The 23,896-nt window shown below is 69.4% G+C and carries 21 protein-coding genes and 3 tRNA genes; 12 read left to right on the top strand and 12 right to left on the bottom strand.

The features are described from left to right. The first annotated feature begins 15 nt into the window (after positions 1–15). From OXN85_01770 to OXN85_01735, 8 genes are all read left to right on the top strand, one after another. Positions 16–1,068, top strand: a complete 1,053-nt coding sequence (locus OXN85_01770) for a fatty acid desaturase (protein ID MCY3598686.1) — start codon at positions 16–18, stop codon at positions 1,066–1,068. A gap of 173 nt (positions 1,069–1,241) precedes the next feature. Further along, on the top strand, positions 1,242–2,348 hold the full coding sequence (locus OXN85_01765; protein MCY3598685.1) for a multicopper oxidase domain-containing protein: 1,107 nt from the start codon (positions 1,242–1,244) through the stop codon (positions 2,346–2,348). Beyond that, entirely contained in the window at positions 2,341–3,567 is a 1,227-nt protein-coding gene (locus OXN85_01760) for a metal transporter (GenBank protein MCY3598684.1), read from the top strand. Before OXN85_01765 ends, OXN85_01760 begins: the two co-directional genes overlap by 8 nt. A 51-nt stretch (positions 3,568–3,618) precedes the next feature. Then, on the top strand, positions 3,619–4,050 hold the full coding sequence (locus tag OXN85_01755; GenBank protein MCY3598683.1) for a DoxX family protein: 432 nt from the start codon (positions 3,619–3,621) through the stop codon (positions 4,048–4,050). A gap of 63 nt (positions 4,051–4,113) precedes the next feature. Continuing rightward, a complete protein-coding gene (locus OXN85_01750) occupies positions 4,114–4,443 on the top strand; it encodes a hypothetical protein (GenBank protein ID MCY3598682.1) in 330 nt (109 codons plus the stop codon). 183 nt (positions 4,444–4,626) lie between these two features. After that, a complete protein-coding gene (locus OXN85_01745) occupies positions 4,627–5,841 on the top strand; it encodes a TolC family protein (GenBank protein ID MCY3598681.1) in 1,215 nt (404 codons plus the stop codon). After that, the gene (locus OXN85_01740; protein ID MCY3598680.1) at positions 5,838–7,064 is read left to right on the top strand and encodes an efflux RND transporter periplasmic adaptor subunit; all 1,227 of its coding nucleotides are present in this window, start codon (positions 5,838–5,840) and stop codon (positions 7,062–7,064) included. Before OXN85_01745 ends, OXN85_01740 begins: the two co-directional genes overlap by 4 nt. Continuing rightward, entirely contained in the window at positions 7,061–10,198 is a 3,138-nt protein-coding gene (locus OXN85_01735; GenBank protein MCY3598679.1) for a CusA/CzcA family heavy metal efflux RND transporter, read from the top strand. Before OXN85_01740 ends, OXN85_01735 begins: the two co-directional genes overlap by 4 nt. 22 nt (positions 10,199–10,220) lie before the next feature. Here OXN85_01735 and OXN85_01730 read toward each other — a convergent pair whose 3' ends face one another. From OXN85_01730 to OXN85_01675, 12 genes are all read right to left on the bottom strand, one after another. Next, positions 10,221–10,712, bottom strand: coding sequence for a nuclear transport factor 2 family protein (locus OXN85_01730; GenBank protein ID MCY3598678.1), 492 nt, complete (start codon positions 10,710–10,712; stop codon positions 10,221–10,223). 47 nt (positions 10,713–10,759) lie between these two features. Further along, positions 10,760–12,550 carry a carbohydrate kinase family protein gene (locus OXN85_01725; protein ID MCY3598677.1) on the bottom strand — a complete coding sequence of 597 codons (1,791 nt, stop codon included), beginning with the start codon at positions 12,548–12,550 and terminating at the stop codon, positions 10,760–10,762. A 10-nt stretch (positions 12,551–12,560) separates the two neighbouring features. Next, complete coding sequence (locus tag OXN85_01720) at positions 12,561–13,937, bottom strand: hypothetical protein (protein MCY3598676.1); 1,377 nt, start codon at positions 13,935–13,937, stop codon at positions 12,561–12,563. Positions 13,938–13,958: 21 nt separating this feature from the next. Further along, positions 13,959–15,689 (bottom strand): multicopper oxidase family protein, encoded by a 1,731-nt coding sequence (locus OXN85_01715; GenBank protein MCY3598675.1) that lies wholly within the window; start codon positions 15,687–15,689, stop codon positions 13,959–13,961. 30 nt (positions 15,690–15,719) lie between these two features. Beyond that, positions 15,720–16,304, bottom strand: a complete 585-nt coding sequence (locus OXN85_01710) for a hypothetical protein (GenBank protein MCY3598674.1) — start codon at positions 16,302–16,304, stop codon at positions 15,720–15,722. Between the two features lie 82 nt (positions 16,305–16,386). Continuing rightward, positions 16,387–17,223, bottom strand: a complete 837-nt coding sequence (locus OXN85_01705) for an intradiol ring-cleavage dioxygenase (protein ID MCY3598673.1) — start codon at positions 17,221–17,223, stop codon at positions 16,387–16,389. 38 nt (positions 17,224–17,261) lie between these two features. Next, entirely contained in the window at positions 17,262–17,786 is a 525-nt protein-coding gene (locus OXN85_01700; GenBank protein MCY3598672.1) for an FxsA family protein, read from the bottom strand. A gap of 53 nt (positions 17,787–17,839) precedes the next feature. Continuing rightward, a complete protein-coding gene (locus OXN85_01695; GenBank protein MCY3598671.1) occupies positions 17,840–18,208 on the bottom strand; it encodes a metal-sulfur cluster assembly factor in 369 nt (122 codons plus the stop codon). A 45-nt stretch (positions 18,209–18,253) separates the two neighbouring features. Further along, complete coding sequence (locus OXN85_01690; GenBank protein ID MCY3598670.1) at positions 18,254–19,489, bottom strand: FAD-dependent oxidoreductase; 1,236 nt, start codon at positions 19,487–19,489, stop codon at positions 18,254–18,256. A gap of 6 nt (positions 19,490–19,495) precedes the next feature. After that, positions 19,496–20,020, bottom strand: coding sequence for a nuclear transport factor 2 family protein (locus tag OXN85_01685; protein ID MCY3598669.1), 525 nt, complete (start codon positions 20,018–20,020; stop codon positions 19,496–19,498). Continuing rightward, the gene (locus OXN85_01680; protein ID MCY3598668.1) at positions 20,017–20,925 is read right to left on the bottom strand and encodes a prolyl oligopeptidase family serine peptidase; all 909 of its coding nucleotides are present in this window, start codon (positions 20,923–20,925) and stop codon (positions 20,017–20,019) included. Before OXN85_01680 ends, OXN85_01685 begins: the two co-directional genes overlap by 4 nt. Then, positions 20,922–21,512, bottom strand: coding sequence for a cob(I)yrinic acid a,c-diamide adenosyltransferase (locus OXN85_01675; GenBank protein MCY3598667.1), 591 nt, complete (start codon positions 21,510–21,512; stop codon positions 20,922–20,924). Before OXN85_01675 ends, OXN85_01680 begins: the two co-directional genes overlap by 4 nt. Before the next feature lie 134 nt (positions 21,513–21,646). Between OXN85_01675 and ggt the strand changes: the two genes are divergently transcribed. The 4 genes from ggt to OXN85_01655 all read left to right on the top strand — a co-directional run bounded on the left by ggt (position 21,647) and on the right by OXN85_01655 (position 23,790). Beyond that, positions 21,647–23,425 carry a gamma-glutamyltransferase gene (gene ggt / locus OXN85_01670; protein MCY3598666.1) on the top strand — a complete coding sequence of 593 codons (1,779 nt, stop codon included), beginning with the start codon at positions 21,647–21,649 and terminating at the stop codon, positions 23,423–23,425. 36 nt (positions 23,426–23,461) lie between these two features. Next, positions 23,462–23,535: transfer RNA gene (locus tag OXN85_01665), tRNA-Met, on the top strand. Positions 23,536–23,612: 77 nt separating this feature from the next. Beyond that, positions 23,613–23,685: transfer RNA gene (locus tag OXN85_01660), tRNA-Asn, on the top strand. A gap of 32 nt (positions 23,686–23,717) precedes the next feature. Beyond that, positions 23,718–23,790: transfer RNA gene (locus OXN85_01655), tRNA-Phe, on the top strand. The last annotated feature ends 106 nt before the right edge of the window (positions 23,791–23,896 follow it).

Genomic DNA, 23,896 nt, shown 5'->3' with positions numbered 1-23,896 from the left:
CGAGGAGAAAAACGCATGCCAGGTTATGCGGTCCTGGGAGAACCCTGGTGGATTGCCCTCGTGTGGATCCTTGTCGCCGGGCACCTCACGAACATGGTCAACACCCTTTATCTGCATCGCTCGGCGACGCACGGGGGCGTCGTGTTCCATCCCGTCGTCGAGCACGCCATGCGTTTCTGGTGCTGGCTCACGACCGGGATCGTGACGAAGGAGTGGGTCGCGATCCACCGGAAGCACCACGCCTACGCGGACCGCGAGGGCGACCCTCATTCGCCCACCCTCGAGGGTCTCGCGAACATCGCCTTCGGCGGGCTCTTCTTCTATCGGAAGGCCGCGAAGGACGAGACGCTGCTCGAGAAATACGGGAAGGGGACGCCGGACGACTGGGTCGAACGCAACGTCTACACGACGCGCCGTGGCCTGGGGCTCAGAATCATGCTCGTCCTCAATCTGTACCTGTTCGGGATCATCCCCGGGCTCATCGTCTGGACGTGCATGGTGTTCTGGATGCCGCTCACGGGGAACATCATCAACGGCCTCGGACACGCGCTTGGCTACCGGACCTTCGGCACCCGCGACGACAGCCGTAATCTCTATCCCTGGGGGATCTGGATTCTCGGCGAGGAACTCCACAACAACCACCACGCGGATCCGCGCTCGGCCAAGTTCAAGGCGCACTGGTGGGAGTTCGACATCGGCTGGTTCTACATCCGGATCCTGAGCGTCCTGCGACTCGCCAACGTGCTCTACGCGCGCACGGCGACCCCGCGCGAGTTCGCGGCGAAGTTCTACCGCGATTCCGCGGACAGTATGAACCGGCGCCTCGACCGGGCGCTCTCACGCATCCAGCGGACCCGCGAGGCTGGTCTCCTTCGCATCGAACGCGCCCGCGAGGAGCAGTCCCTCAAGCGTCTCGACCGCGCCGCCGCCAGAGCCCGGGCCCGGCTGGCCCGGGTCCGAACCGGCAAGTTCGCGCGCGTCGCCCGGGCGAAGGCGGAGGCCGGCGCCGAACTCGACCGGGCTCGGGAGGCCGCCCGCACCCGCATCCTCCGCGCCGCGGAAGCCTGACCCGCGAAAGCCGGCCCGCCACGGATTGACGCCGTCCACCGCGGACTGACCGGACGCTTGTTGACGCTGCCCGGGAATCCGTGCATCTTCCGACAAATGATTTTTAGCCTAGGCTAAAAATGTGGCCCCGGGCCGCGGTCCGGACGGGTGTTCGCGGGAAATTCGGAGGACGTGTGAGGCCGGAGACGTTGAGTCGGCGCGACTGGCTGAAGCTGGGTGCCGCGGGGGTTGCGGGCGTATCGGGCGCGACGGTGGTGGACCTGGCCTCGCGGGGCGGCGCGCGCGATGCCTTGGCGGCCAGCGGCGCCATGCCGCGCGAGCCGGGAGTTGCCGGCGCCGCCGCGGGCTCGCACGCGGCGCACCAGGAGGCGATGGGGATCGTCGGCATGCCGGGGCCCGACGGAGCGTTCGATCCGGGGGCCTTCCTCACCGATTTCGACTACGGAGAGGTCACGACCCGGGCCGACGGGCGCATCGTGCGCCGCTGGCAGGTCGTGGCGCTCGACCGGGAGATCGAGATCGCGCCCGGCGTCTTCTTCCCGGCGTGGACCTACAACGGGCAGGTGCCGGGCCCGACCCTGCGCTGCACCCAGGGGGACATCCTCCAGGTCGAGTTCACGAACGCGGGCTCGCACCCCCACACCATCCACTTCCACGGCACGCACCCGCCGGAGATGGACGGCTTCGAGCCCATCGTGGCGCCGGGGCAGCGTTTCACCTACGAGTTCGAGGCGAAGCCGTTCGGGCTCCACCTGTACCACTGCCACACGATGCCGCTAAAGCGGCACATCCATAAGGGGTTGTACGGGACGTTCATCGTCGATCCGCCCGAGGGCCGGGAACCGGCGCGGGAGATGGTGATGGTGATGAACGCGTTCGACAGCAACCTGGACGGCGACAACGAGGTGTACGCGGTCAACACGTCGGCGTTCTACTACCACCACCATCCCGTGCGCGTGGGCGTGAACGACCTGTGCCGCATCTATCTCGTGAACACGACCGAGTTCGACCTCATCAACTCGTTCCACCTGCACGCGGGCATGTTCAAGGTGTTCCGGACCGGTACCCGGCCGGACCAGTACGAACTCACGGACACGATCATGATGTGCCAGGGCGAGCGGCACGTCCTCGAGTTCCGGCTCGAGCACCCCGGCATGCACATGTTCCACGCGCACCAGAGCGAGTTCGCCGAACTGGGGTGGATGGGCTTCTTCGAGGCGGTCGAGCGGCTCGCCACCGGCGAGGGCGTGCCCGTGGGCCCCGCGCCCCGCGATGTCTGACGAGCGGCCCGACGCCGCGCCGCGCCGGAGCGGCCCGTCGCGCTGGGTGCTGGGTCTATTCCCGCTCGCGCTCCTGGCGGGGCTCATCGCGTTCTTCTTCGGCGCCGACCCCACCGCCCCCTTCCGGGACGCGTTCCCGCCCGTGGAGGACCTCACGATCGAGCGTGTGAGCTTCCCGGAGAACGGCGTCATGCGCGTGCATGTGGTGAACGGCGGTCCCGAGGCGGCCACCATCGCGCAGGTAATCGTCGACGACGCCTACTGGCAGTTCGAGATCGATGGCGATCCGACCTTGCCGCGTCTCGCCCGGGCCACGCTCGAACTGGACTATCCCTGGGTCGAGGGAGAACTCCACGTCATCCGGCTGGTGACTTCCACCGGGCTCACCTTCGACCGCGAGGTCGCGGTGGCGACGCTCTCGCCGCGCCCCAACGCCCTTTACCTGACGACCTTCGGCCTCCTCGGCCTCTACGCGGGCGTGATCCCCGTCCTCGTGGGCCTGCTGTGGTATCCCTTCCTGCGCCGGATCGACCGCAAGTGGATCCACTTCTACCTCAGCCTCACGGTGGGCCTGCTGGCCTTCCTCGTCGTCGATGCGTTCGAGGACACGCTCGAGGCGTCGGCGCTCGTGCCGGAGGGGTTCCAGGCCGCCGGGCTCATCGCCGTCGGCGTGATCGGCGCCATCGTCGGCCTCAGGGCCCTCGGTAATCTCGGACGCGGCCGGAAAGCCGGAGGCTCCGCGGGCTCGGGGGACGGCGGGGCGAGTCCCGGGCTCACGGTGGCGTACCTGATCGCCATCAGCATCGGGCTGCACAACCTCGGCGAGGGGCTCGCGATCGGGGCGGCCTTCTCCCTGGGCGAGATCGCGCTCGGGAGCTTCCTCGTCATCGGCTTCGCGCTCCACAACACGACGGAGGGGCTGGCGATCGTCGCGCCCGTTGCGGATCGGCGGCCCGCGCTGCGGCACTTCGCGTTCATGGGCGGAATTGCCGGACTCCCGACCGTCCTGGGAGCGTGGGCGGGCGGATTCTCCTATTCCCCGACGCTGGCGACGTTCTTCCTCGCCCTCGGCGCCGGAGCCATCCTGCAGGTCATCGTCGAAGTCACCCGGCTGATCCGGAAGAGCTGGCCGCAGGGCCTGTTCACCCCGCTCAACGCCACGGGCCTCCTCCTCGGCCTGCTGGTCATGTACGGCACCGCACTCATGGTGACCGCGTAGCTGCTGGTCTGGCGGCGTAAGCCGGTGTGGTGTCACACGAAAGGAGGCACGATGCTCGGCGGAAGAAACCCCGGCCTCGGTCTGGCCATCCTCCGCGTGGTGATCGGACTGATCTTCGTTATGCACGGCGGTCCCAAGCTGGCCGGAGGCATCGAGGGTACCGCGGCCTTCCTCGCGTCGCTCGGCATCCCGCTCTCCGGGATCGCGGCGTGGGGGATCGCGCTCGCCGAGACCCTTGGCGGCGCAAGCCTGATCGCCGGCCTGTTCGTGACCCCATTCGCCCTGCTGCTCGCCGCGCACATGCTGACGGGGATCTTCCTCGTGCACCTGGCCAACGGCTTCTACGTCGTCGGTCCGGGCCAGGGCGGCTATGAGTTCAACCTGCTCCTGATCGCCGCCTTGCTGACCCTCGTGCTGGCCGGATCGGGGATCGCGACGCTCAAGAGCCTCTTCGAGAACGACGTGGAGGTGGTCATCGACTGAGACGTTCCCGCGGGAACGTCTCGCCGCATCGACACGGCGCACGAGGCCGCCTAAACTGGCAGCATGCACCGGCTCACCGTTCCCCTGCTTCTTGCCACGCTCGTGCTTCCGTACGCGCGCGCCCCGCTGTGCGAGGCGGGGTCGCACGAGCACGGGGAGCACCACGCGATGGAGGGGTTGCCGACTCTCGTCGAGCCTCCGGCGGAGGGCCCGGACGCGGGAACGGACTGTCACTCGCTGATGGGTTGCGCCGTCTTGCTGCACGCCTCGCTACCGATGAGCACGGCCGGCTTCCGCTCCTTCGCACACGACTCGGACGCCGCGCTCTCCGGCGCCGCATGCCAACTGCGGTCCAGAGCCTCTCCCGACACGCCTCCGCCCAAGACCGTCTGAACGGACTCACCCACACGAGCGCCCCGGTCTCCGTTCGACGACGGCGGTCCGCGGGCGAGTTGTTACCGTTCAGATGAGGGGCATCCAATGCCAGCCGTAACCCGTGTCCGCAGGTCCCGCTTGAAGGGCGGGATCCGACGGGGCATCCGGTGTTTCGCGTGGGTCGTGGCGGTCGGGGGGGCCATGGCGTCCCCGTCGCGGGCTCAGGAGCGCGATACGCTCCACCTGTCCGATGCGGTCGCCGTCGCGCGCGGCGCCAACCCGATGCTGCGGGTCGCCCGCCTGCGGGCCGACGCCGCCCGGGCCCGCGTGCCGCAGATGGGCGCGCCGCCGGACCCCGTCGTCTCGTTTCGCCTCGGAAACCGTCCCCTCGACGGGTTCGGAGCCGGCGAGCGAATGACGATGAACACGCTCCAGTTGCAGCAGACGCTGCCCTGGCCGGGGAAGCTCGGATTCGCGGAGGCGCGCGCGGCACACCTCGCGGGCGCCGAGGAACTGGCGGTCCTCGATGCGGAGGCCGCGCTGGTCCGGCGCGTGAAGGGGGTGTACTTCGAACTCGCCTTCGAGGACCGGGCACTGGACATCATGCGCGACACGCGCGACCTCCTGCGCGAGTTCCTCGATGTCTCCAACACACTCTACGCGGTGGGGACGGGCCTTCAGAACGACGTCCTGCAGGCGCAGGTGGCCGTCGCCACGATGACCGAAGACATCGCGGCGGCGGAACAGACCAGGCTCGCCATGGCGGCCCGGCTGAATGCGCTCCTGGGGCGCGGGCCCGAACGAAACGTGGGGGCGCTCGAACTGCCCGGCGCCGGCGAGCCCCTTCCCGGCGTGGCGAACCTCATGGCGCTGGCTGCCGAGAGAAGACCCGCGCTGCGCGCCGCCCGCGAGCGGATCCGGGCGGCGGAGTCGGCCTACGAGGGTGCCCGCCGCGCCCTCTACCCGGACCTGTGGTTAGGGGCGGATTACGCGCACCGGCCGCGGTTCGCGGACATGCTGAGCTTCAGCGTGGGCGTCAGCATCCCGTTGTGGGCGGGTTCCCGCCAGTTCGCCATGCGCGACGAAGCGTTCGCCCGGCAGGCCGCCGAGGAGGCCGCCGAACTCGAACTCCTGAACGAGACCTACGCCCGGATCGCGGAGGCGCGGGCCGAGTCCGACCGCGCCCTGCGGCTCCACGACCTCTATGCCACGTCGATCCTCCCGCAGGCGCGCGCCGCGGTGGAATCGTCCCTCTCCGCCTACCGCGTCGGGCAGGTGGACTTCATGACGCTCGTGCAGAGCGAGCTCACGGTGAACCGCTACGAGATCGAACGCGTGCGGCTCACCGCCGCGTATCACACGGCCGTCGCGGAGATCGAAGCCCTGCTGGGGGGCGAAACGGAGGTAATCCGATGAGACGATGCAACCTCTTCCCGTTCGCGCGCGCCCGGCTCCGACTCGTTCCGGTCGCGGCCGCGCTCTGGGCCTGCGGCGGCGGCTCCGAGATGGCGGAGATGCCCGGCATGGAAGGCGATCACGCGGCGCACATGCCCGCCATGGTCGCGCCCGCGGAAACCGACACGGCGCCAGCGCTCGGGCGCGGTCTCGTGCAGCTCACGTCGGAACAGGAGCAGGCGCTCGGCGTCACCTATGCCACCGTGGAGAGGATCTCCGCGGTACGCGAGATCCGAACCGTGGGCCGCATCGATGCCCCCGAGGGCAACATCGCCGAGATTACGCCAAAGACCGACGGCTTCGTCGAGGAACTCCTGGTCGCGACCACGGGAGAAGCCGTTCGCCGCGGCCAGCCGCTGCTCACGATCTACAGCCCCGCGCTCGTCGCGGCCCAGGAAGAACTGTTGACGGCTCGCCGGCTCGCCGCACAGGTCGACCCGGCCGCCACCGAGGCGTGGTCGAGCGCGCAGTCCATGCTCGAGGCGAGTCGCCGCCGCCTCGCCTGGTGGGATATCACCGACGAGCAGATCGAGCGGCTCGAGCGGACCGGGGAAGTGACGAAGACGCTGCGCCTCGTCGCTCCGGTGAGCGGGATCGTGCTCGAGAAGGATGTCGTCGAGGGACAACGGGTCACGTCCGGCACGCGGCTGTACCGGATCGCCGACCTCTCGACCGTGTGGGTGGAGGGGGAGGTGTTCGAGCGGGACCTGCAGTTCGTCGAGGTGGGCTCGCAGGCCCATATCGAGGTTACCGCCTATCCGGGCGAACACATGATGGGGGCGGTGAGCTTCGTCTATCCCACCATCGAGATCGCAAGCCGCACGAACCGCGTCCGGGTCTCGGTCCCGAACCCCGGCCTTCGCTTCAAGCCCGGGATGTTCGCCACCGTCTTCTTCGAGGTCGCCGCGATCCGGGACGACATCGCGGTGCCGCTGGAGGCCGTCGTCGTCACGGGGGAGCGCAACCTCGTCTTCGTGCGCGATGAGGCGGGGGTGCTGATGCCGCACGAGGTCGTGCTGGGAGCACGGGCCGGAGACCGGGTGCAGATCCTGAGCGGCCTCGCGGAAGGGGAGACGATCGTCGCCTCCGCGAACTTCCTCATCGACGCCGAATCCCGCCTCGGTGCGACGGGCGGGAGCATGCCCGGCATGCAGCACGGTGGCCACAGCGAGGAGGGCCGATGATCGGCCGCGTCATCGCCTGGTCGATCCGGAACCGATCCCTCGTCCTTCTCGGCTCGGCCGCCATCGTCGGCGCCGGCCTGTGGGCCGTGCGCACGACGCCGCTCGACGCCATCCCCGACCTGTCGGACGTGCAGGTCATCGTCCAGACCGATTTCGCGGAACAGGCGCCTCAGATCGTCGAGGACCAGGTCACGTACCCGATTGCGTCGGAGATGCTGAAGGTGCCGGGCGCGCGCGTCGTGCGCGCCTTCTCCTTCTTCGGGCTCAGTCTCGTGTACGTGATCTTCGAAGACGGGACGGACATCTACTGGGCCCGCTCGCGCGTCCTCGAATACCTGAGCGGAATCCGGCGGCAGTTGCCGGAGAACGTCGTACCCGTGCTCGGCCCGGACGCGACGGGCGTGGGCTGGGTCTACGAGTACACCCTCGAGTCGGACAGCCTCGACCTTGCGGAACTGCGCACGCTCCAGGACTGGTACCTCCGCTACCAACTGACGGCCGTGCCGGGCGTGGCCGAAGTCGCGAGCCTGGGCGGGTTCGTGAAGCAGTATCAGGTGGAGGTGAACCCGGAGCGGCTGCGCGCGTTCGACATCCCCGTGACGCGGGTGTCCCGGGCGATCGGGGATCACAATATCGACATCGGGGCGCGCGTCCTGGAGATGGGGGGACGCGAATACATGATCCGCGGCCTCGGCTACCTGCGGGGCACGCTGGACATCGAGAACGTGGCTGTCGGGTCGACGCCGAACGGCACGCCGATCCGGGTGGCCGATGTGGCGACGGTGCAGGAGGGCCCGGCCCCCCGGCGCGGCGTCGCGGATCTGGACGGCCGCGGCGAGGTCGTGGCCGGGATCGTCGTCATGCGCTTCGGCTCGGACGCGCTCGAGACGATCGAGCGGGTGAAGGAGCGGCTGGAAGAGATCAACGCGGGACTCCCGGCCGGCACCCGGCTGCGGCCGGCCTACGACCGCAGCGACCTCATTCACCGGGCCATCGACACGCTCCGCGAGAAGCTCGTGGAGGAATCGCTCATCGTCGCCGCCGTGGCGCTGATCTTCCTGCTCCATCTCCGTTCGGCGCTCGTTGCGGTCGTGACGCTGCCCCTCGGCATCCTCATCTCGTTCATCGTCATGCGCTGGATCGGCGTGAACGCCAACATCATGAGCCTCGGCGGGATCGCGATCGCGATCGGAGCCATGGTGGACGCGGCCATCGTCATGGTCGAGAACATGCACAAACATCTTGAGCGCGCCGCCCCCGGCGCCTCGCGCTGGGACGTGGTCCTCGAGAGCGCGAAGCAGGTGGGTCCGCCCCTCTTCTTCTCCCTCCTCATCATCACGTTCAGCTTCCTCCCGGTGTTCGCGCTCGAACAGCAGGAGGGCCGGCTGTTCAAACCTCTCGCGTTCACCAAGACGTTCGCCATGGCGGGGTCCGCGTTCCTCGCGATCACCCTGGTTCCGGTGCTCATGGGGTATCTCGTGCGCGGACGGATCCGTCCGGAGCGGGCGAACCCGGTGAATCGCGCCCTGCGCTGGCTCTACCGACCCTTCCTCGGCTTCGCGCTCCGCCGCCCGTGGCTCGTCGTCGCGGCCGCCGTGGGGGTGCTGGGCGCGACGATCCTGCCGTGGCAACGGCTCGGCAGCGAGTTCATGCCGCCGCTCCAGGAAGGGTCGATCCTCTTCATGCCGACGACCGTCCCCGGGGCGTCGATCGCCCAGGCTCGGGAGATCATGCGATACCAGGACAGCGTCCTCGCGTCCTTCCCCGAAGTGGAGACAGTGCTGGGGAAGGCCGGGCGCGCGGAAACCGCCACGGATCCCGCCCCCCTCGACATGTTCGAGACGACGATCACCCTGCGGCCGCGGGAGGAATGGCGGCCCGGGGTCACCTACGCCGGGCTGCTGTCGCAGATGGACGAGGCGGTGGCTCTCCCCGGCGTGACGAACGCGTGGACGATGCCGATCAAGGGACGCATCGACATGCTCGCCACCGGCGTCCGCACTCCGGTGGGGATCAAGATCTTCGGCCCGAATCTCGACACGCTGCAGGCGCTCGGGGAGGAGGCGGAGCGTATCGTGCGCGAGATCCCCGGGACGCGGAGCGCGTTCGCGGAGCGCGGGGTCTCCGGCTACTACGTCGACATCGACGTCGACCGGCCGGAGGCGGCGCGCTACGGCCTCAACGTCGGGGATGTGCACAACGCGATCATGGCGAGCGTCGGCGGGATGAACGCGACGGTCACGGTGGAGGGGCGGGAGCGCTACGCGGTGAACGTCCGCTATCCGCGCGAGTTGCGCGACGATCTGCAGAACCTGCGCGAGGTGCTGGTGCCCGTCCCCGATGGCACGCAGATCCCGCTCGGCCAGGTGGCGCGCGTGGCGGCCGTCCAGGGGCCCATGGCCGTGAAGACCGAGGACGCCTTTCCCGTTACCACGATCTTCGTCGACATCGAGGGCGTCGATGTCGGGAGCTACGTGGAGGTGGCCCGGCGCGTCGTCGCCGCCCAACTCGAACTCCCGAGCGGGTATTCCCTCGTGTGGAGCGGGCAGTACGAGTTCATGCAGCGGGTGCAGGAGCGCCTGCGCGTCGTGATTCCCGTCACGCTGGGGATCATCTTCCTGCTCCTCTATCTCAACTTCCGCGGCGTGGCCGAGTCGCTGATCGTCATGCTGGCCCTCCCGTTCTCGCTCGTGGGCGGGATCTGGTTCCTGTGGCTCCTGGGCTACAACACGAGCGTTGCGGTCTGGGTCGGGTTCATCGCGCTGGCCGGCGTGGCGGCGGAGACCGGCGTGGTGATGCTGATCTACCTGGACGAGGCGTTCGCGCGTCGCCGCCGCGAGGGCCGGATCCGGACCGCCGCGGACGTGGCGGAGGCCGTTCGCGAGGGGGCGCTGGAGCGGCTGCGCCCGGTCGTGATGACGGTGATGGCGATCACTGCGGGTCTGATGCCGATCCTGTGGAGTTCCGGCACCGGCGCGGACGTGATGAAGCGGATCGCGTCGCCCATGGTCGGCGGAATGATGTCCGCGACGGTACTCACCTTGCTCGTCATCCCCGCCATCTACCTGCTCTGGCGCCGCTCGCAGCTCCGGCGCATGGCGGGCGCACCGGTGCTACCCGGTTCTCAGGCGTGAGGGCCCGCCGGACGGCGAGCCGTCAGTCGCCCGGCGGGGGGCCGAGCGGGCTCGGGTCGCAGCCTTCGGTTTCGCGGGTGTAGGCGATGCTCGAGATCTTCCAGCCGTCTCCCGTCTGCACGAGGCTGACCGCGTCGATGCCGCAGTGGCTGAACTGGCCGTCCACGTGGAAGTCGTAGGGCGTCCACACGACGGCGATCGGACCCTCGATCATCACGTGCGGGTCCCACATCCGTTCCAGCAGGGCGGGGCCCGGCTGGCCGATGGAGGCGGCGAACTCGGCGCCAGTGCTCTCCCGCACCTGCACCCCGTCGGGAGTCTCCGCCGCAGCCACGAAGGTGGCGCCTTCGGTCAGCAGACCGCGGATCGCATCGCCGTCGCGGGCGGCCATGGCGTCGAACAACGCCTGCACGGCAGCGACCGCCCCCGCTTCGGCGTCATCCTGTGCGGCGGCGTACGCGGGCGTGACGAGGATCGCCGCGGCGAGAAGCAACGTCGCTCCGAACTTTCTCATGAGATTCTCCCGATTCCTGTGGTCGGTCGTCATGGACTTTCCCGGCCTCAATACGCGGTCGTGCGAAACACGGGCTGAAAGAGTCGGGTGCGGTGCGCGCAGACCGGGTCCGCGGGGCACGCCGCACAGTCCGGTTCCGTCATCTCCGGGCAACGCGTCCGGTTCTGAAAGAAGAACCAGTCCACGGCCCCCATGGAGCGCCCGCTCAGGCGCCGGATCTCACCCACTGCCTCGTGGCAGGCGGCGCGCACGGCCCCCTCCTCTTCCGCGCCCACAACCTCCCGCTTCGCGAGCCTCGCGGCCAGCGTCTCGTCGGTCACGGAGACGACACCGAGCCGGAGGCAACTGCGCTGGCAGTGGTAGTCGACGATCGGCGGCACGTCCTCCCCCTCCCTGAGCCGCAGGAAGCGTTCCGGCCGCTGGCCGAGGATCGCGGCGAGGAGGGCGGACTTCTTCCGCCACGGATCTTCCTTGTAGCCGCCGACCGCATCGAGGCGCGTGAGAAAGCGGGCGAGGGGCCGCTCCGCGGCGTTGGCTTCGGCCAGGAGCGACGCCGGCGTCAGGCCGAGACCGAGCATGTCGCGGCCGTACGCCCGCGCGCACGCCGGATGGAGGGCGCCGGCCGGGAGTGGGTTGTGTCCGCCGTCGTCTCGGAGGCGATGGTCGAAGTCCGCGTCGCCGAGGACGGCCTGGCCCGCCGGGGTGAGTTCGTGCGGCGCCTCGCGGGCCCAGCGCAGGTAGGCGGCCCACAGGTAGTCGCTGCCCTTGAGGGGCCGCCCCCCCAGAGAGGCGATCATGGGTTCCCCGTAGCGGCCCGCCCGCTCGTGCCAGAAACCGAACTGCTGGACGGTCCCGGCGAAAAAGAGATCGAGCGCGGCCGGATCGCCGGGTTCGGGGAAACCCGGGCCGGTGAAGTCGAAGGCTACGGCCTCCGGGGCGGTCGCAATGACCCCGGCCACGCGCCGAATACGGTCCCGGTCGAGGCGGATCCGGACATCCCGCGCCGCCGCCGCCGGGGGGTCGTCCGAGAGGAGGGGCGCCGGACCGATGCCCGTCACCGTCTGCGCGGCACAGGCCGCCGCCACGCGCGCCGCGATGGCGGGATGGTCTCCGGCCGCGAGCCGGGCCAGCGCCGTCCCGCAGAAGGTGTCGCCGGCCCCCGTCGGATCCACCTCCTCGACCTCGGGGGCCGGAACGTCAATCGCGTGGTCGCCCAGGACGACACGAGCCCCGCGCGGTCCCCGGGTGATGAAGACCACGCGCCCCGGCGGCACCGCCACGTCATCGAGCGACCCGAAGAGGAGACCGGCTTCCTCCTCGTTGCAGAAGAAGTAGTGGGACGCCTCCACCACCCGCGCGACGACCTCCTGGTGCGCCCGGATCCCCGGCGCGTACGTCCCGCACCCGACCCGCACGCCCGCCTTGGCCAGCCGCCGAGCGAACCCCAGCTGCAGTTCCGGGTCGAGGAGCGGTACGACGTAGGCGAAGGCCCCCGGCCCGGCGTCCGGGATGTCGCCGTAGCGGATGTCCCCCTCGGAACCGCGCACCGCTTGGCGATAGACGGTCCGGCCGTCGGGGAAGTATTCGATCTCGAAGTGGGGGAGCGCGGAGGGCGGGACGGGCGGCCCGCGCCAGTCGAGGAGGCGGTCCGCCGCTTCGAGTTCCGCCGGCATGGGATCCGGCCGCGGCGCGACGACCGTGACTTCGGCCCCGACCCGTTGCGCCGCGAGCGCCGTGTAGAGTCCCGCGCCTCCGGCGGACCGCACGGAGCGGCCGCCGTAGTGCAGGAGGTCCAGAGAGGGGCTCCCGACCACGAGGAGCCGTGGCCGGGTGCTCATGCCGCGGGCGTCAGTCGCCCTGCTGCTGGTCCGTCGTGATGCGCCCGGCCGCTCCGGCGGGCCCGTTGTCCCAGTCCTGGGCGCTGGAGACGTTCGGCACGCCCCAGTCGTCGCCGTTCCACCCCTGGAAGCCCTCCATCCGGAAGGTCCACAGACCCGTCGTCATGTCGCTCACCACGATGAGCCCGTCCTCGTTCCGAATGTCGACCCCGAACGTTCCGTTGAACACGGGCGTCCGATCGACGTTCGGCGGCCCGAGGTACGTGTCGTAGTGGCCCACCGTGATCGGGTTCTCCGGGTCCATCATGTTGAACACGACGAGGCCGTCCAGGTAGCCGGACACGAACACGAGCGGCCAACGCACCTCGTGGTTGTGCACGAGGTTCTTCCAGTTCGCCGTCCACGCCGCGATCGGGCGGTTGATCGCCGGCACCTCGCCGTTCAGTCCGGGCCTGAGGTCGAAGATCCTGAGCGGCGCGTACTGATACTCCGTCTCCGCGATCGCGAAGTTGCCATCCGGCGTAGGCGTGAAGGTGTGTCCGCTGCGAATGCCGGAGACCCCGACGATCTGCGTCAGCAGCTCCGGGTTGTCGAGATTCGTCACGTCGTAGATGTAGTAGCCGCCGGTGCCGCCGCCGTAGAAGCGGTCCGTCCCCGTTTCCGGGTGATAGCCGAGATAGAAGTCGTGGTATCCCCGCCGGCGGTTCCCCTGCATCCCCTGATCCGGGACTGGGATCTGCGCCACCATCGCGTCGCCGCCCCCGTCGACGAGGGCGCCGAGGTCGTAGACGGCCGCGTACGGTCCCGACACCGTGGCGACGAGATACACGTTCATGTTCGAGTGCTTGTAGATGAAGATGTTGTGGAAGCCGCCGGGGAGATCGGGTTCCCTGATGCGGGCCACCTCACGCACCGTCGAGGCGTCCGGCAGTCCCGTCACGTCGAGGACGACGGCCCCCATGTCGGAGTCCGGGCCGCCCTGGCCGAATTGGAGCGACTGCACGACGTAGTAGCGGTCGCCCCACTTGAAGTGCTTCACGTCCATCCCGCCGGTGCGCTGGTGGAGATCCTGGTCCTCGATCCGCCACTCGTACAGCACCTCGGGGTTCTCCGGATCCTCGATCGAGACGATGTCCAGCCCTTTCGGACCGACCGGTCCGTACTGCATGCGCGCCACGTACGCGTACGGCCGGTGCATCTCCTGCTCGATGTCCATGTCCGCGATGCTGAGCCGCGGGCCGAGCGGGACGTGTCCGAGCACTTCCATATTCCGGCTTCCGCGCTCCACGACGTCGATCGCCTGGGCGCCGAGCGCCGCCGGGGCGACGAACGCCGCGCCGAGCACGGCGATCGCGGAGAGTGTCAGGGTCCGATTTCCAACCTTCATTCTTTCCTCCGTTTCGAGCGGCTAGCCGGGGTCCACCGTGAACAGCATGGACATGCCGGCCTCCAAGTGCTCCGCAATATGGCAGTGCGCCATCCATCGGCCAGAGTTGGAGGCCTCGAGCAGGATGTCGAACGTCGATCCGACCGGGATCACGACCGTGTCCTTCCAGGCGAGATTGTCCGACGGCACTCCGTCCCTCGAGAGAATCAGGAAGCGCTGCCCGTGGATGTGGATCGGGTGCTGCATGGGGTGGAACGAGCGGCGCTGGTTGTGGATACGGATCTTGAGGATGTCCCCCTCCGTGAAGCGCCAGTCGATGTCCCCGTTCTCCTTCCCCGTGCGCGTGTCGCGCATGATCCACGTCAGGTTCTCCGACGTCGAAAGGTAGTTCATCATCGGCATCGCGTCCGTCCATTCGACGGGCGGGAAGTACAGCGTGTCGATCGCCATCACGGCGACGATGTCGCTGGGCAGGTCCCCCACGCGAGCCGTGAGTTCGAGTTCGTGGTCGACGGGCCGGTCGAACTCGGCGCGGTAACGGTCGATGTCCTCGATGACGTCCGCGTGTTCCCGCAGGGCGGAGAACGCATCCCCGTGGTCCTCCGCCACCGGCTCGTCGAGGACGGTGACGATCCCGAGCGTGTCCGTCTGCGGATAGAAGCGGCCGTTGAAGTGGTCGATGGCCTGGATCGGATTGAGGAGCGCGTACGTGCCGGGCTCGTCGAAACGCGCATCGACGATGTACCGCTGGGCGGGGGCGAGGACGACGTTCGAGACGAAGCTCTCGCGCTCGAACTTGCTCACGTCGGCGCCCACCAGCTTCATCTCCGCGCCCTCGAGGACGAGGTTGAAGGTGCGCGTGTTGGCGACGTTCGTGAGGTAGAGCCGGCGGACCTCGCCGCGGCGGACCGTCGCCTCCCAGCGCGGCTCGCCGTTCACGAGCAACTGGTTCCCGAAGCGGCCCATCAGCGTCTGCACGGCAGCTTCGCGCCCCCAGGGGAAGAGTCCTCCGTCGTCGATGAGCAGGTCGTCGAGCATGAGGAAGTCCTCGCCGTTCGCCGGGCCGTAGTAGTCCGCGGCGGGCGCGTCGACGAGCATGTTCCCGTACAGGCCGAGGTCCTGCTGGATGTCCTCGCGGTGGTGGGGGTGATACCAGTAGAGGCCGGCGTCGGGGAAATAGACCCGGTACATGAACGATTCGCCCGGTTCGACCGGGTCCTGGGTGACGCCGGGCACGCCATCGAACTCGTTCTCGAGTCGCAGGCCGTGCCAGTGGACGGCCGTCGGCAGGTCGATGTGATTCGTGAACAGGACGATGATCTCCGCGCCCTGCGGGACGCGGATGAGGGGCCCGGGGTACTGCCCGTTGAAGCCGTACATCGTGAAGGTCCGCATCCCGATCGTGCGCCGGACGAACCCGGCCTCGAGGCGGAGCGTGTCGCCGTCGGCCACCTCTACGACCTCGCGGAAGACCGCCTCCGGGAGCATCGCGGGATCGTGCCCGGGGTCGGGCAGGTACGGGGTCACCCCGGGGACGGCGCCCATCAGGCCCGGAAGCATCATCGGCATCGGGATCGGCTGCGGCGGCATGCGCCACACGGCCCCCATGCTGTCGGTCGCCATCATGTGGCCCGCGTGCTCCTGCCCCGATGCCGGTGCGCCGGGCAGCCACACCAGCGCCTGGATGGCCGCTCCGGCGGCAAGGCGACGGGCCGCCCGCCCGCCCGGTCTGCTCTTCGTACCGCGCGGCATCACGGTCCCGGCCGGCTCGCTATCGCCGACTCAGAAGTAGAGTTGGCAGTTCATGGCCTCGAACGGGCCGTGGCCGGCCATGGTGTGCAGCCGGCCTGAGGGGGAGAGGCCGGTGAGCACGATCGGCCCCTGCCAGCGCTCGACGTCGGCCGACGCCTCCTCGCTCACGAACACGAGGAACTGGTTCCACGCGACGCGCGCCGTGAGCCGGTTCTCCTCGCTGAGCGTGCCGAGCTGCACCCACTCGTCGAGTTCGGGCTTCGCGGCCCACGCGACGTAGACCGCCCCGCCGCGGCGGCGCAGCCGGTCGACCTGGATCTCGAGGTCGAAGGTCTGGAAGCCGCCGTCGTCCACGGTGATCTCGAACGGTGAGCCGGGCTGCGTGAGCGTCATCGACCCGCGGCTCCCGGGCGCGCTCTGCGTGCCCGAAAGCGGAACCACTTCGGGTGTGACGAGGCAGGCGCCGACCCGGGGTATCGCGCCGACCCACGGCGCCGCCCCCACCGGAGCCGGGACGTCGCTCAGCCCGGCGGCCCGTGCCTCGCCCGACACGAGCGCGCCGAGGGCGATCACGAAGCCGACGGCAGCGCCGACCGTGCCGACGGGCTGTTTCATGCTCTTCATGCTCGAAAGGTCGATTCCGGCGCCCCGCCTTGCAAGCACCGGCGGGCGGGCGCGCGCGCAGGGCGATCGACCATCAGTCCGACCCGGGCCGCCCGGCTCTCCCGCGTCTGCCACCAGGGCCGTCGGGCTGACCGGTCTCGGCATCGGTGAGATCGAGGCCCAGGTCGAAGGTGGCGGCGTATCCGTGGTCCGTCTCGCTCACCTGCGCCATCAGGCTCTCGCCGCCGTCACGGCGAAAGATGCCGTCGTCCGCGTTGGTCACGGGGCGCTGTCCGCGCGCCGCGTACGGCGCCTGTGCGTGCACGCTGTCCGTGAGTGCCTCGTCGAAGTAGAGCTGCGAGGTGAACTCGTACGGCTGCCCGGAGATGTCGGTGCGCACCTTGAAGTGCACGTGGACGGCGCGCCCGCGGTACCAGCCCGGATAGATCGTCGTGAATCGGGCCACGCCGCTATCGTCCGTCTGCTGATAGCCCCGGAGGAAGTGCCGTTCCCTGGCCGATTCGGGGGCTCCCTCGTCCTCCACGCCGGAGTACACGCCGTCGGCGTCGCACTGCCACACGTCGATCAGCGCGCCCGGCAGCGCCGAGCAGTCGCCCCGGGAGATTCGCGAGAGGTTGAACCGGAGCGTCAGCGGTACGCCTTCGCTCACTGTTCCGGTCGACGGATCGGATCGGATGTCCGCGCGTTCGAGCCGCGCGTCGACGAAGAACGGCCCTTCGGTCTGTTCGGGCTTCGCCACACAAGCCGGCAGGGCGCGCGCGACCCCGTTCGCCTGGGCGGCGAGGGCCACGTCGGTGCCCGTCCCGAGGATCCACGGGCCCGCCGCCAGCGCCCCGCCGCCGACACCGAGGGCGGCGAGAGCTTCGCGCCGCGTCAGCACCCGACCCCGTTCGATGTCCTCGTGCTCCATTGCCGCACCTCCAGAGTCTTTGGGTCCCGTCCCGGGCGTCAGTCGCCGTCCGGCTCGCCCTCCTCGATGATGATCTCCCGCCGCGAAGACCGCGGCCTCCCGCCGCGACCCGATCCGCCGGTCCCGGGGCGCGTGCCGAAGTTGCCGTACAGGCCGCTGAACCCGCCGCCGGATCCGCTCATCACCTGGATCGTGCCACGCTCGATCTGGGCGCTCAGCCGGTCCCGGACCCGGGCGATGAGGCTCCGCCTCACCGGCGGGACGAGCAGCAGGATCCCGGCGATGTCCGTGATAACACCTGGAGTGATAAGCACGATGCCCGCGACGAGGATCAGGAGCGCATGGACGAGCGATTCGCCCGGAAGCTGGCCGCCCTGGAGTTCGTCGCGGACGGCCAGCCAGCCCCGCAGACCTTCGCGCCGCGCAAGCCAGGCGCCGGCGAACCCCGTCCCCATGACGAGGAGAAGCGTGGGGCCGAGTCCGAGCAGACCTCCGACTTGAATGAGGAGCGCGAGTTCGACGACCGGAACGATCGTGAACAGCAGGAACAGCCGCAGAAGCACGGTCAGAACCCGAACATCATCAGAACCCGAACATCATCAGAATCCGGACACCGTCAGAAGCCCATCATCGCCCGCACGGCCGGGTCGATCCTCTCCGGGGTCCAGAACGGCTTCCACACGAGGCTTACGACCGCCTCATCCACCCCGTCCACCGTCTCCGCCGCGTCCTTCGCGCCCCCGAGAATCTGACCGCCCGCGGGGCAGCCGGGGCTCGTCAGCGTCATCGTGACCTTCGCCTCGCTCCCCTCGACCTCGACATCGTACACGAGCCCGAGATCCACGATGTTGATGCCGAGTTCGGGATCCGTCACGGCGCGAAGCGCGGTTCGCACCTTCTCCTCGATCTCGGGCGTCACGTCGTCGGCCGAGCCCATGCCGTCCATCGGGTCCCTCGTATCCTTCGATTCCATCTGTTTCGTCACCTTTCGACGGTTTTCCTCGCCCCAGCCCCTATCCGACCAACTCGCCTAACCGACCAACTCGCCCGGCCGCACGCCCGGCTTCTCGAATTCCTTCAACAGATCCTCCACCGTCGGACGCGCGCGCACCAGCGCCCGGCAGTCCTCCATCGCGCCGGTTGCGTTGATGAGGATGGTGCCGGTGAGCCGGTTGTCCGTCACGCAGTACACGATCGAGCGGCCGGAGCCGAGTTCGCCGGAGACGATCGTGCGGTCCACTTCGGCCGTCTCTCCGAACACGTTGATACTGAGATCGAACACGTGCGTGAAGAAATAGGAAAGGTGGTCGAAGGCCTCCCTGGCGCCGGCCATGTTGCGGCCCGCGTGGCGCCCGTGGGCGCGGGCGTGGTCCCAGTGTTCGAGGCGCGAGAGTCCGCCCACCAGGGGGTCCGGGAAGCGGGCCACGTCGCCCGCCGCGTAGATGTGGGCGGCCGTCGTCTCCGCGAACCCGTCCACGACGATCCCGTCCTGGACCGCGAGGCCGGCCTCGGCACCGAGTTCATCGTTCGGCGACATCCCCACGCCCACGATCGCAAGGTCGGCGGGGATTTCCTCGCCGCTGTCGAGCACGACCCGCGCAAGGCGTCCCTCACCTTCGAAGGCGGCCACGCTCGACCCCATCATGAAGCGCACGCCCCGCTCCTCGAAGTAGCGGCGGAGGAACCCCGCGATCGCCTCGGGGAAGACCCGAGTCCAGACCCGCGGCTCCACCTCGACGACGATTGCATCGACGTCGAACTTCGACAGCGATGAGGCCAGTTCCATCCCGATGAAGCCGGCGCCGACGAGCACGACGCGCGAGGCGCCGCGGGCCATCTCGCGCAGTTGCTCGGAGTCGGACGCGGTGCGGAGGGTTGCCACACCCGCAAGGTGGCTTCCCGGAACCTCGAGCCGCTTCGCCCGCCCTCCCGTGGCGATCAGAATGCGGCCGCCTCGAATCGCGTCACCCTCGGCCGTATGGACAGTCATGGCGCGAGCGTGCAGACGCTTCACCGGCGCGTCCGTGAACAGCGTGAGTCCGTCCGCCCGCTCCTCGAACCAGCGTGCGGGCTTCACGTGCAGCAGATCACGCGGCGCCCCTTCCGCCTGCAGGAACTCCTTGGACAGGGGAGGCCGGTGATAGGGAGGGTCCGGCTCCTCCGCGAACATGGCGATCGAGCCCTTGCGGTCGATGTCGCGGATCCCGTCCACGGCCGAGACCGCCGCGAGGCCGCCCCCCACGATGACGTAGTCGAAGGTTCGCATCCGGCGTCAGCCTCCGCCGTCTTCGGCCGACTGGTCGTGGACGATGAGCCAGGCCCCTTCCACGTTCAGCAGGACGAGTGTGAACGGCCCCGTCGACGTGACCGTCCCCTCGCGTTCGAGGACGTAGCGCGCCGTCGCGACGCCGACCCGCTCATCCACTTCCCGGACCCGCAGGCCCTCGAAGCGGAGGCTGTCGCGCGCCGCGCCCTGCGCGAACCCCGGGGCGTATCGCTCCCGGATCCCGTCGAAGCCCTCGATGAGCCCCGTCGATCCGATGTAGGTCGTCGTCGGAGATGGGGAGTAGGCGCTCATGAAATCCTCGAGATCGCCTGCGTTCCAGGCTGCCGCCTGCCGGTCGAGCAGGGAGGCGACCTGCTCGGCGAGGTCGGGCCCCTCGTCCGCCACCGGAGCGCCGTTACTGTCCAGCCGCTCGAAGCGGCAGCCCCCGGCCACGAGTCCGGCGGCCAGGACGGCCGCCGTCGCCGCCGCGAGTCTCGATCTTCGCCCCTCGATCCACAGACTTTGAGTCATTCGTCTCGTTTCAGTGCGCGCGTGAACAGTTCGACCGAGGCGTCGATCGCCTCTTCAAGCTCCGGCGTCGTGCCCGCGAACGGGTGTCCGGCCTGGAACGTATGCGTACCCCCTTCTACCCCGACGAGCCGCGCAAGGTCTCCCACCGCGTCGGCGATCCGCCAGGCGTCGCTGAAGGGCACGGACTCGTCGGCCGCCCCGTGTACCACGGTGACCGGAATCCGCAGGCTCGCGGCGCTGGCGAGCACGTCGAGGCGCTCCCGGTTCGCGCGCATGTCGTCGAGCACGTTCCGCTCGAGCGGCATGTCCTGCTTCGTGCGCGCGTTGGGGATGATCACGGTTTCCCCGGCGTCCCATCGGTCGGCGAAGCTCTCGTAGCGCGTGACCGAGGAGATCGAGGCCCACGTGACGAGGGCCCGGACCTGGGACCGCAGACCCGCCTTCAGGATGCAGGTGGCGCCGCCCCGGCTGTGTCCGAGCAGGCCGAAGCGCGTGGCGTGGGCGACCTCGATGTCTCCAAGGCGGCCGGCCGCGAGCCCATCGAGGATGACCTCCAGGTCCCACAGTTCGCGGGAGAAGGTGTTGTGGCTGAAGGCCTCCAGGTCATCGAAGTCCGAGTCGCGCACGCCGGAGCCGTCGAAGTTGAAGGAGACGACGGGGATCCCGGTCCGCTCCGCGAGTCGTGCGCAGAGATGGGGGAAGAACCCCCAGTCCTTGAACCCCTTGAAGCCGTGGCAGACGACGATCGCCGCGTCGCTCGAGGGGGAAACGTCTTCCGCGGGAGAGGCGTCGTTGGCGGGAGCAGCGGTCGACCAGTAGTCGCCGCGGAGTTCCGCGCCCGGCGGCGTGAGTCGAAACGGGGTGCGCGTCACGGTCTCCATCGCGTCTTCTGCGCCAGCCGTCATCCCGCTTCATCCCGCTGCCGCTGCGGCAGCCACATGGCGTCCTCGCGACCGGCGCGCCGGTTCGCGGCCCGGGCGAGGGTGAACAGCAGGTCGGAGAGACGGTTGATGTAGGGGACGACGACTTCGGCGAGGTCCGGGTGCTCATCGAGGAGAGCGGTGACGCCCCGCTCCGCCCGCCGACAGACGGTGCGCGCGATGTGCAACTGGGCGGCGAGGGGCGACCCGCCGGGCAGAACGAAGGCGTCGAGCGCGGGAAGCTCGGCGTCCAGCGCGTCGATCCAGGCCTCGAGCGCGTCGATCCGGTCGGCGGCGAGCGCGGAAATCGTGCCCTTCCGCAGCAACCGGTCGGGGTTGGCGGCGGCGAGGCGGGCCCCGATCGTGAACAGGTCCTCCTGAACGGCCCTGAGCGCCGGCCCGGATTCGCCGAGCGTCGCGCCCTGCGGGTCGAGGGCGAGCGCCACCCCGACCGCGGCGTTGAGTTCGTCGACCGTGCCGTATGCCGCGACCCGCGCGTCGTCCTTGGGGACGCGTGCGCCGCCGAGGAGACCGGTCTCCCCTCCGTCCCCACCTTTCGTGTATATCTTCAATCGGGATCGGCCATCATCGGGTTTGGCCGCGTGCCGCGCGTCCTGCGCCACGCTGATGGGCGAACCTTAACAGCCCGCGGCGAAACGCCGCCACCTGGCGCCGCCACGGGGCGCCGCCAACAAGGAGCCGTGACGTGAAGACCGACCGAAACGATGTCCGGCCTGCAGACGGGCAGTCACGAAGGGCCTTCATCGCGACGGCGGCGGCTGGCGTGGGCGCGGTCGCGGCAGGTTCGCTCGGTGCGTGTAGTCCGGGTGGTGAGGAGAGGACCGCGAGCGCATCGGACGGGGCGCGGGACGCCGGTGGCGGGATCGTCGTCGCGCGCGGGCCGATCGCCGTCGAGGCCGGGGTCGGAGCCCTGAGGCGCGGCGGCAACGCGATCGACGCGGCCGTTGCGACGGCGTTCGCGCAGTTCATCACGACGCCGTTCTCGGCGGGCGTGGGCGGCTTCGGCTGCATGGTCGTGTACGAGGCGAGCACGCGGCGCGCCACGTCCATCGACTTCCACGGGCGCGCGGGGCGTCGGGCCACGCCTGACATCTACCGCAGCGCGCTCGAGGGGCGGATCTACGGACACGCGGACCGCTGGAAGGTGCGCGGCGACATCAACCAGATCGGCTACAAGTCGGTCGTCACCCCGGGCACGATCGCCGGCTTGTGGGAGGCGTGGAGCCGCTTCGGGACCCGACCGTGGGCGGAACTGGTCGAGCCGGCGATCCGGCTCGCGTACGACGGGTTCGAGATCCCCGGCGCCCTGGCGCGCGGCTTCACGACGCGGACGGAATCGTCTTCGGGCGTCGTTCCGTTCTTCACCAAGGTTCGGACCACCGATGCCTCCGCGCGCATCTTCCTCAACGGCGGCGTGCCGTGGCGGGCCGGGGAACGGCTCGTGCAGCGGGACTACGGCCGCACGCTCGAACTCATCGCCGAGGGCGGTGCCGACGTGGTCTACCGTGGCGAGATCGCCGAGCGCATCGCGGCGGACTTCGAGCGCAACGGGGGCCTCCTCACGATGGCCGACCTCGAGGCGTACACGCCCGATGTCTACGATCCCGTCCATGGCACGTACCGCGGACACGACGTGTTCTCGAACGCCCTGCCGGGCAGCGGCGCCCAGGTCATCGAGATCCTGAACCTCCTCGAGGGATACGACGTGCCGGGTCTCGAACACGGGAAGGCGGAGCACGTCGAACTCCTGGGCCGCGCCCAGATCCTCTCCTTCATCGACCGGCGCCGGTACCACGGCGACCCGAAGTTCATCGACGACCCGACGGACATCCTCGTGTCGAAAGACCGCGCCGCCGAACTGAGGGACTTCATCGACCGGCGCGAACTCCCGCCCGATGTCGTGGAGGAGCCGCCGGAGGGGCCCGACACGACGCACCTCTCGACCGCGGACCGGGCCGGGAACTGCGTCGCGCTCACGCACACGCTGGGATCCGCCTCGGGGGTCGTGACCGAAGGCCTCGGCTTCACGTGGAACAACTGCATGTTCCAGTTCAACCCGGTGGCCGGACGGCCCAACAGCATCGCACCCGGAAAGGCGCGCATCACGGGGATCTCGCCCGCCATCGTGCTCCGGGATGGTCAGCCCATCCTGGTGACGGGCGCGGCCGGTGGCACGCGGATCCTGGGCGCCGTCCAGCACACGATCAGCAACACGGTCGACTTCCGCATGTCGGCGCTCGAAGCCGTCTCCGTCCCGCGCTGGCACTGGGAGGACCACCTGCTCGAGCTGGAGCCGCAGCTGTACCATCACTTGAAAGAGGAGCTGGAGGGACGCGGTCTGGAGGTCGCGAACGACGCCTTCGTCGCGCAACTCCACGCGGTCGGAATCGACCCGGATACGGGGCGACTGTCGGGCGGACCGGACCCGCGCGGGTGGGGCGGCGGATCGGCCACGGCAGGTTGACACTTTTCCGATGCGTTTGTATCCTGCGGGTCGCGCTGCGGGGTGGAGCAGTCTGGTAGCTCGTCGGGCTCATAACCCGAAGGTCGCAGGTTCGAATCCTGCCCCCGCTATCTCTCGCCTCGCCTCGCAAAGCTGCGGGGCGAGGCGTTTTGCTCTCCGATCCCTTTTTTGCGGGATCGGGGTACGATCCGGGGTAGCTCAGTGGCCAGAGCGGGTGGCTGTTAACCACTAGGTCGTGGGTTCGAATCCCACCCCCGGAGTGCAGCCGGGCCTTTGCCACGGGCTGCCAAAGGGCTGGGTAGCTCAGGCGGTAGAGCACGGCGCTGAAAACGCCGGTGTCGGCGGTTCGACTCCGCCCCCAGCCATTTGCCACGGGCCGCCGACGGCCGGTTCGCGGGAAGCGGCAGAGGGGCGTAGCTCAATTGGTAGAGCACCGGTCTCCAAAACCGGCGGTTGGGGGTTCGAGTCCCT

The organism is Candidatus Palauibacter australiensis, from assembly GCA_026705295.1.
Classification (GTDB): domain Bacteria; phylum Gemmatimonadota; class Gemmatimonadetes; order Palauibacterales; family Palauibacteraceae; genus Palauibacter; species Palauibacter australiensis.
This window is presented reverse-complemented; position numbering and strand designations above follow the sequence as displayed.

What these genes read in the sequence shown, in the direction of transcription:
- OXN85_01690 (MCY3598670.1), bottom strand. Translation starts at nt 19,489, where the DNA reads ATGCGAACCTTCGACTACGTCATCGTGGGGGGCGGCCTCGCGGCGGTC.
- OXN85_01715 (MCY3598675.1), bottom strand. Translation starts at nt 15,689, where the DNA reads ATGCCGCGCGGTACGAAGAGCAGACCGGGCGGGCGGGCGGCCCGTCGC.
- OXN85_01755 (MCY3598683.1), top strand. Translation starts at nt 3,619, where the DNA reads ATGCTCGGCGGAAGAAACCCCGGCCTCGGTCTGGCCATCCTCCGCGTG.
- OXN85_01685 (MCY3598669.1), bottom strand. Translation starts at nt 20,020, where the DNA reads ATGACTCAAAGTCTGTGGATCGAGGGGCGAAGATCGAGACTCGCGGCG.
- OXN85_01770 (MCY3598686.1), top strand. Translation starts at nt 16, where the DNA reads ATGCCAGGTTATGCGGTCCTGGGAGAACCCTGGTGGATTGCCCTCGTG.
- OXN85_01760 (MCY3598684.1), top strand. Translation starts at nt 2,341, where the DNA reads ATGTCTGACGAGCGGCCCGACGCCGCGCCGCGCCGGAGCGGCCCGTCG.
- OXN85_01745 (MCY3598681.1), top strand. Translation starts at nt 4,627, where the DNA reads ATGGCGTCCCCGTCGCGGGCTCAGGAGCGCGATACGCTCCACCTGTCC.
- OXN85_01735 (MCY3598679.1), top strand. Translation starts at nt 7,061, where the DNA reads ATGATCGGCCGCGTCATCGCCTGGTCGATCCGGAACCGATCCCTCGTC.
- OXN85_01750 (MCY3598682.1), top strand. Translation starts at nt 4,114, where the DNA reads ATGCACCGGCTCACCGTTCCCCTGCTTCTTGCCACGCTCGTGCTTCCG.
- OXN85_01710 (MCY3598674.1), bottom strand. Translation starts at nt 16,304, where the DNA reads ATGAAACAGCCCGTCGGCACGGTCGGCGCTGCCGTCGGCTTCGTGATC.
- OXN85_01740 (MCY3598680.1), top strand. Translation starts at nt 5,838, where the DNA reads ATGAGACGATGCAACCTCTTCCCGTTCGCGCGCGCCCGGCTCCGACTC.
- OXN85_01720 (MCY3598676.1), bottom strand. Translation starts at nt 13,937, where the DNA reads ATGAAGGTTGGAAATCGGACCCTGACACTCTCCGCGATCGCCGTGCTC.
- OXN85_01730 (MCY3598678.1), bottom strand. Translation starts at nt 10,712, where the DNA reads ATGAGAAAGTTCGGAGCGACGTTGCTTCTCGCCGCGGCGATCCTCGTC.
- OXN85_01725 (MCY3598677.1), bottom strand. Translation starts at nt 12,550, where the DNA reads ATGAGCACCCGGCCACGGCTCCTCGTGGTCGGGAGCCCCTCTCTGGAC.
- OXN85_01705 (MCY3598673.1), bottom strand. Translation starts at nt 17,223, where the DNA reads ATGGAGCACGAGGACATCGAACGGGGTCGGGTGCTGACGCGGCGCGAA.
- OXN85_01680 (MCY3598668.1), bottom strand. Translation starts at nt 20,925, where the DNA reads ATGACGGCTGGCGCAGAAGACGCGATGGAGACCGTGACGCGCACCCCG.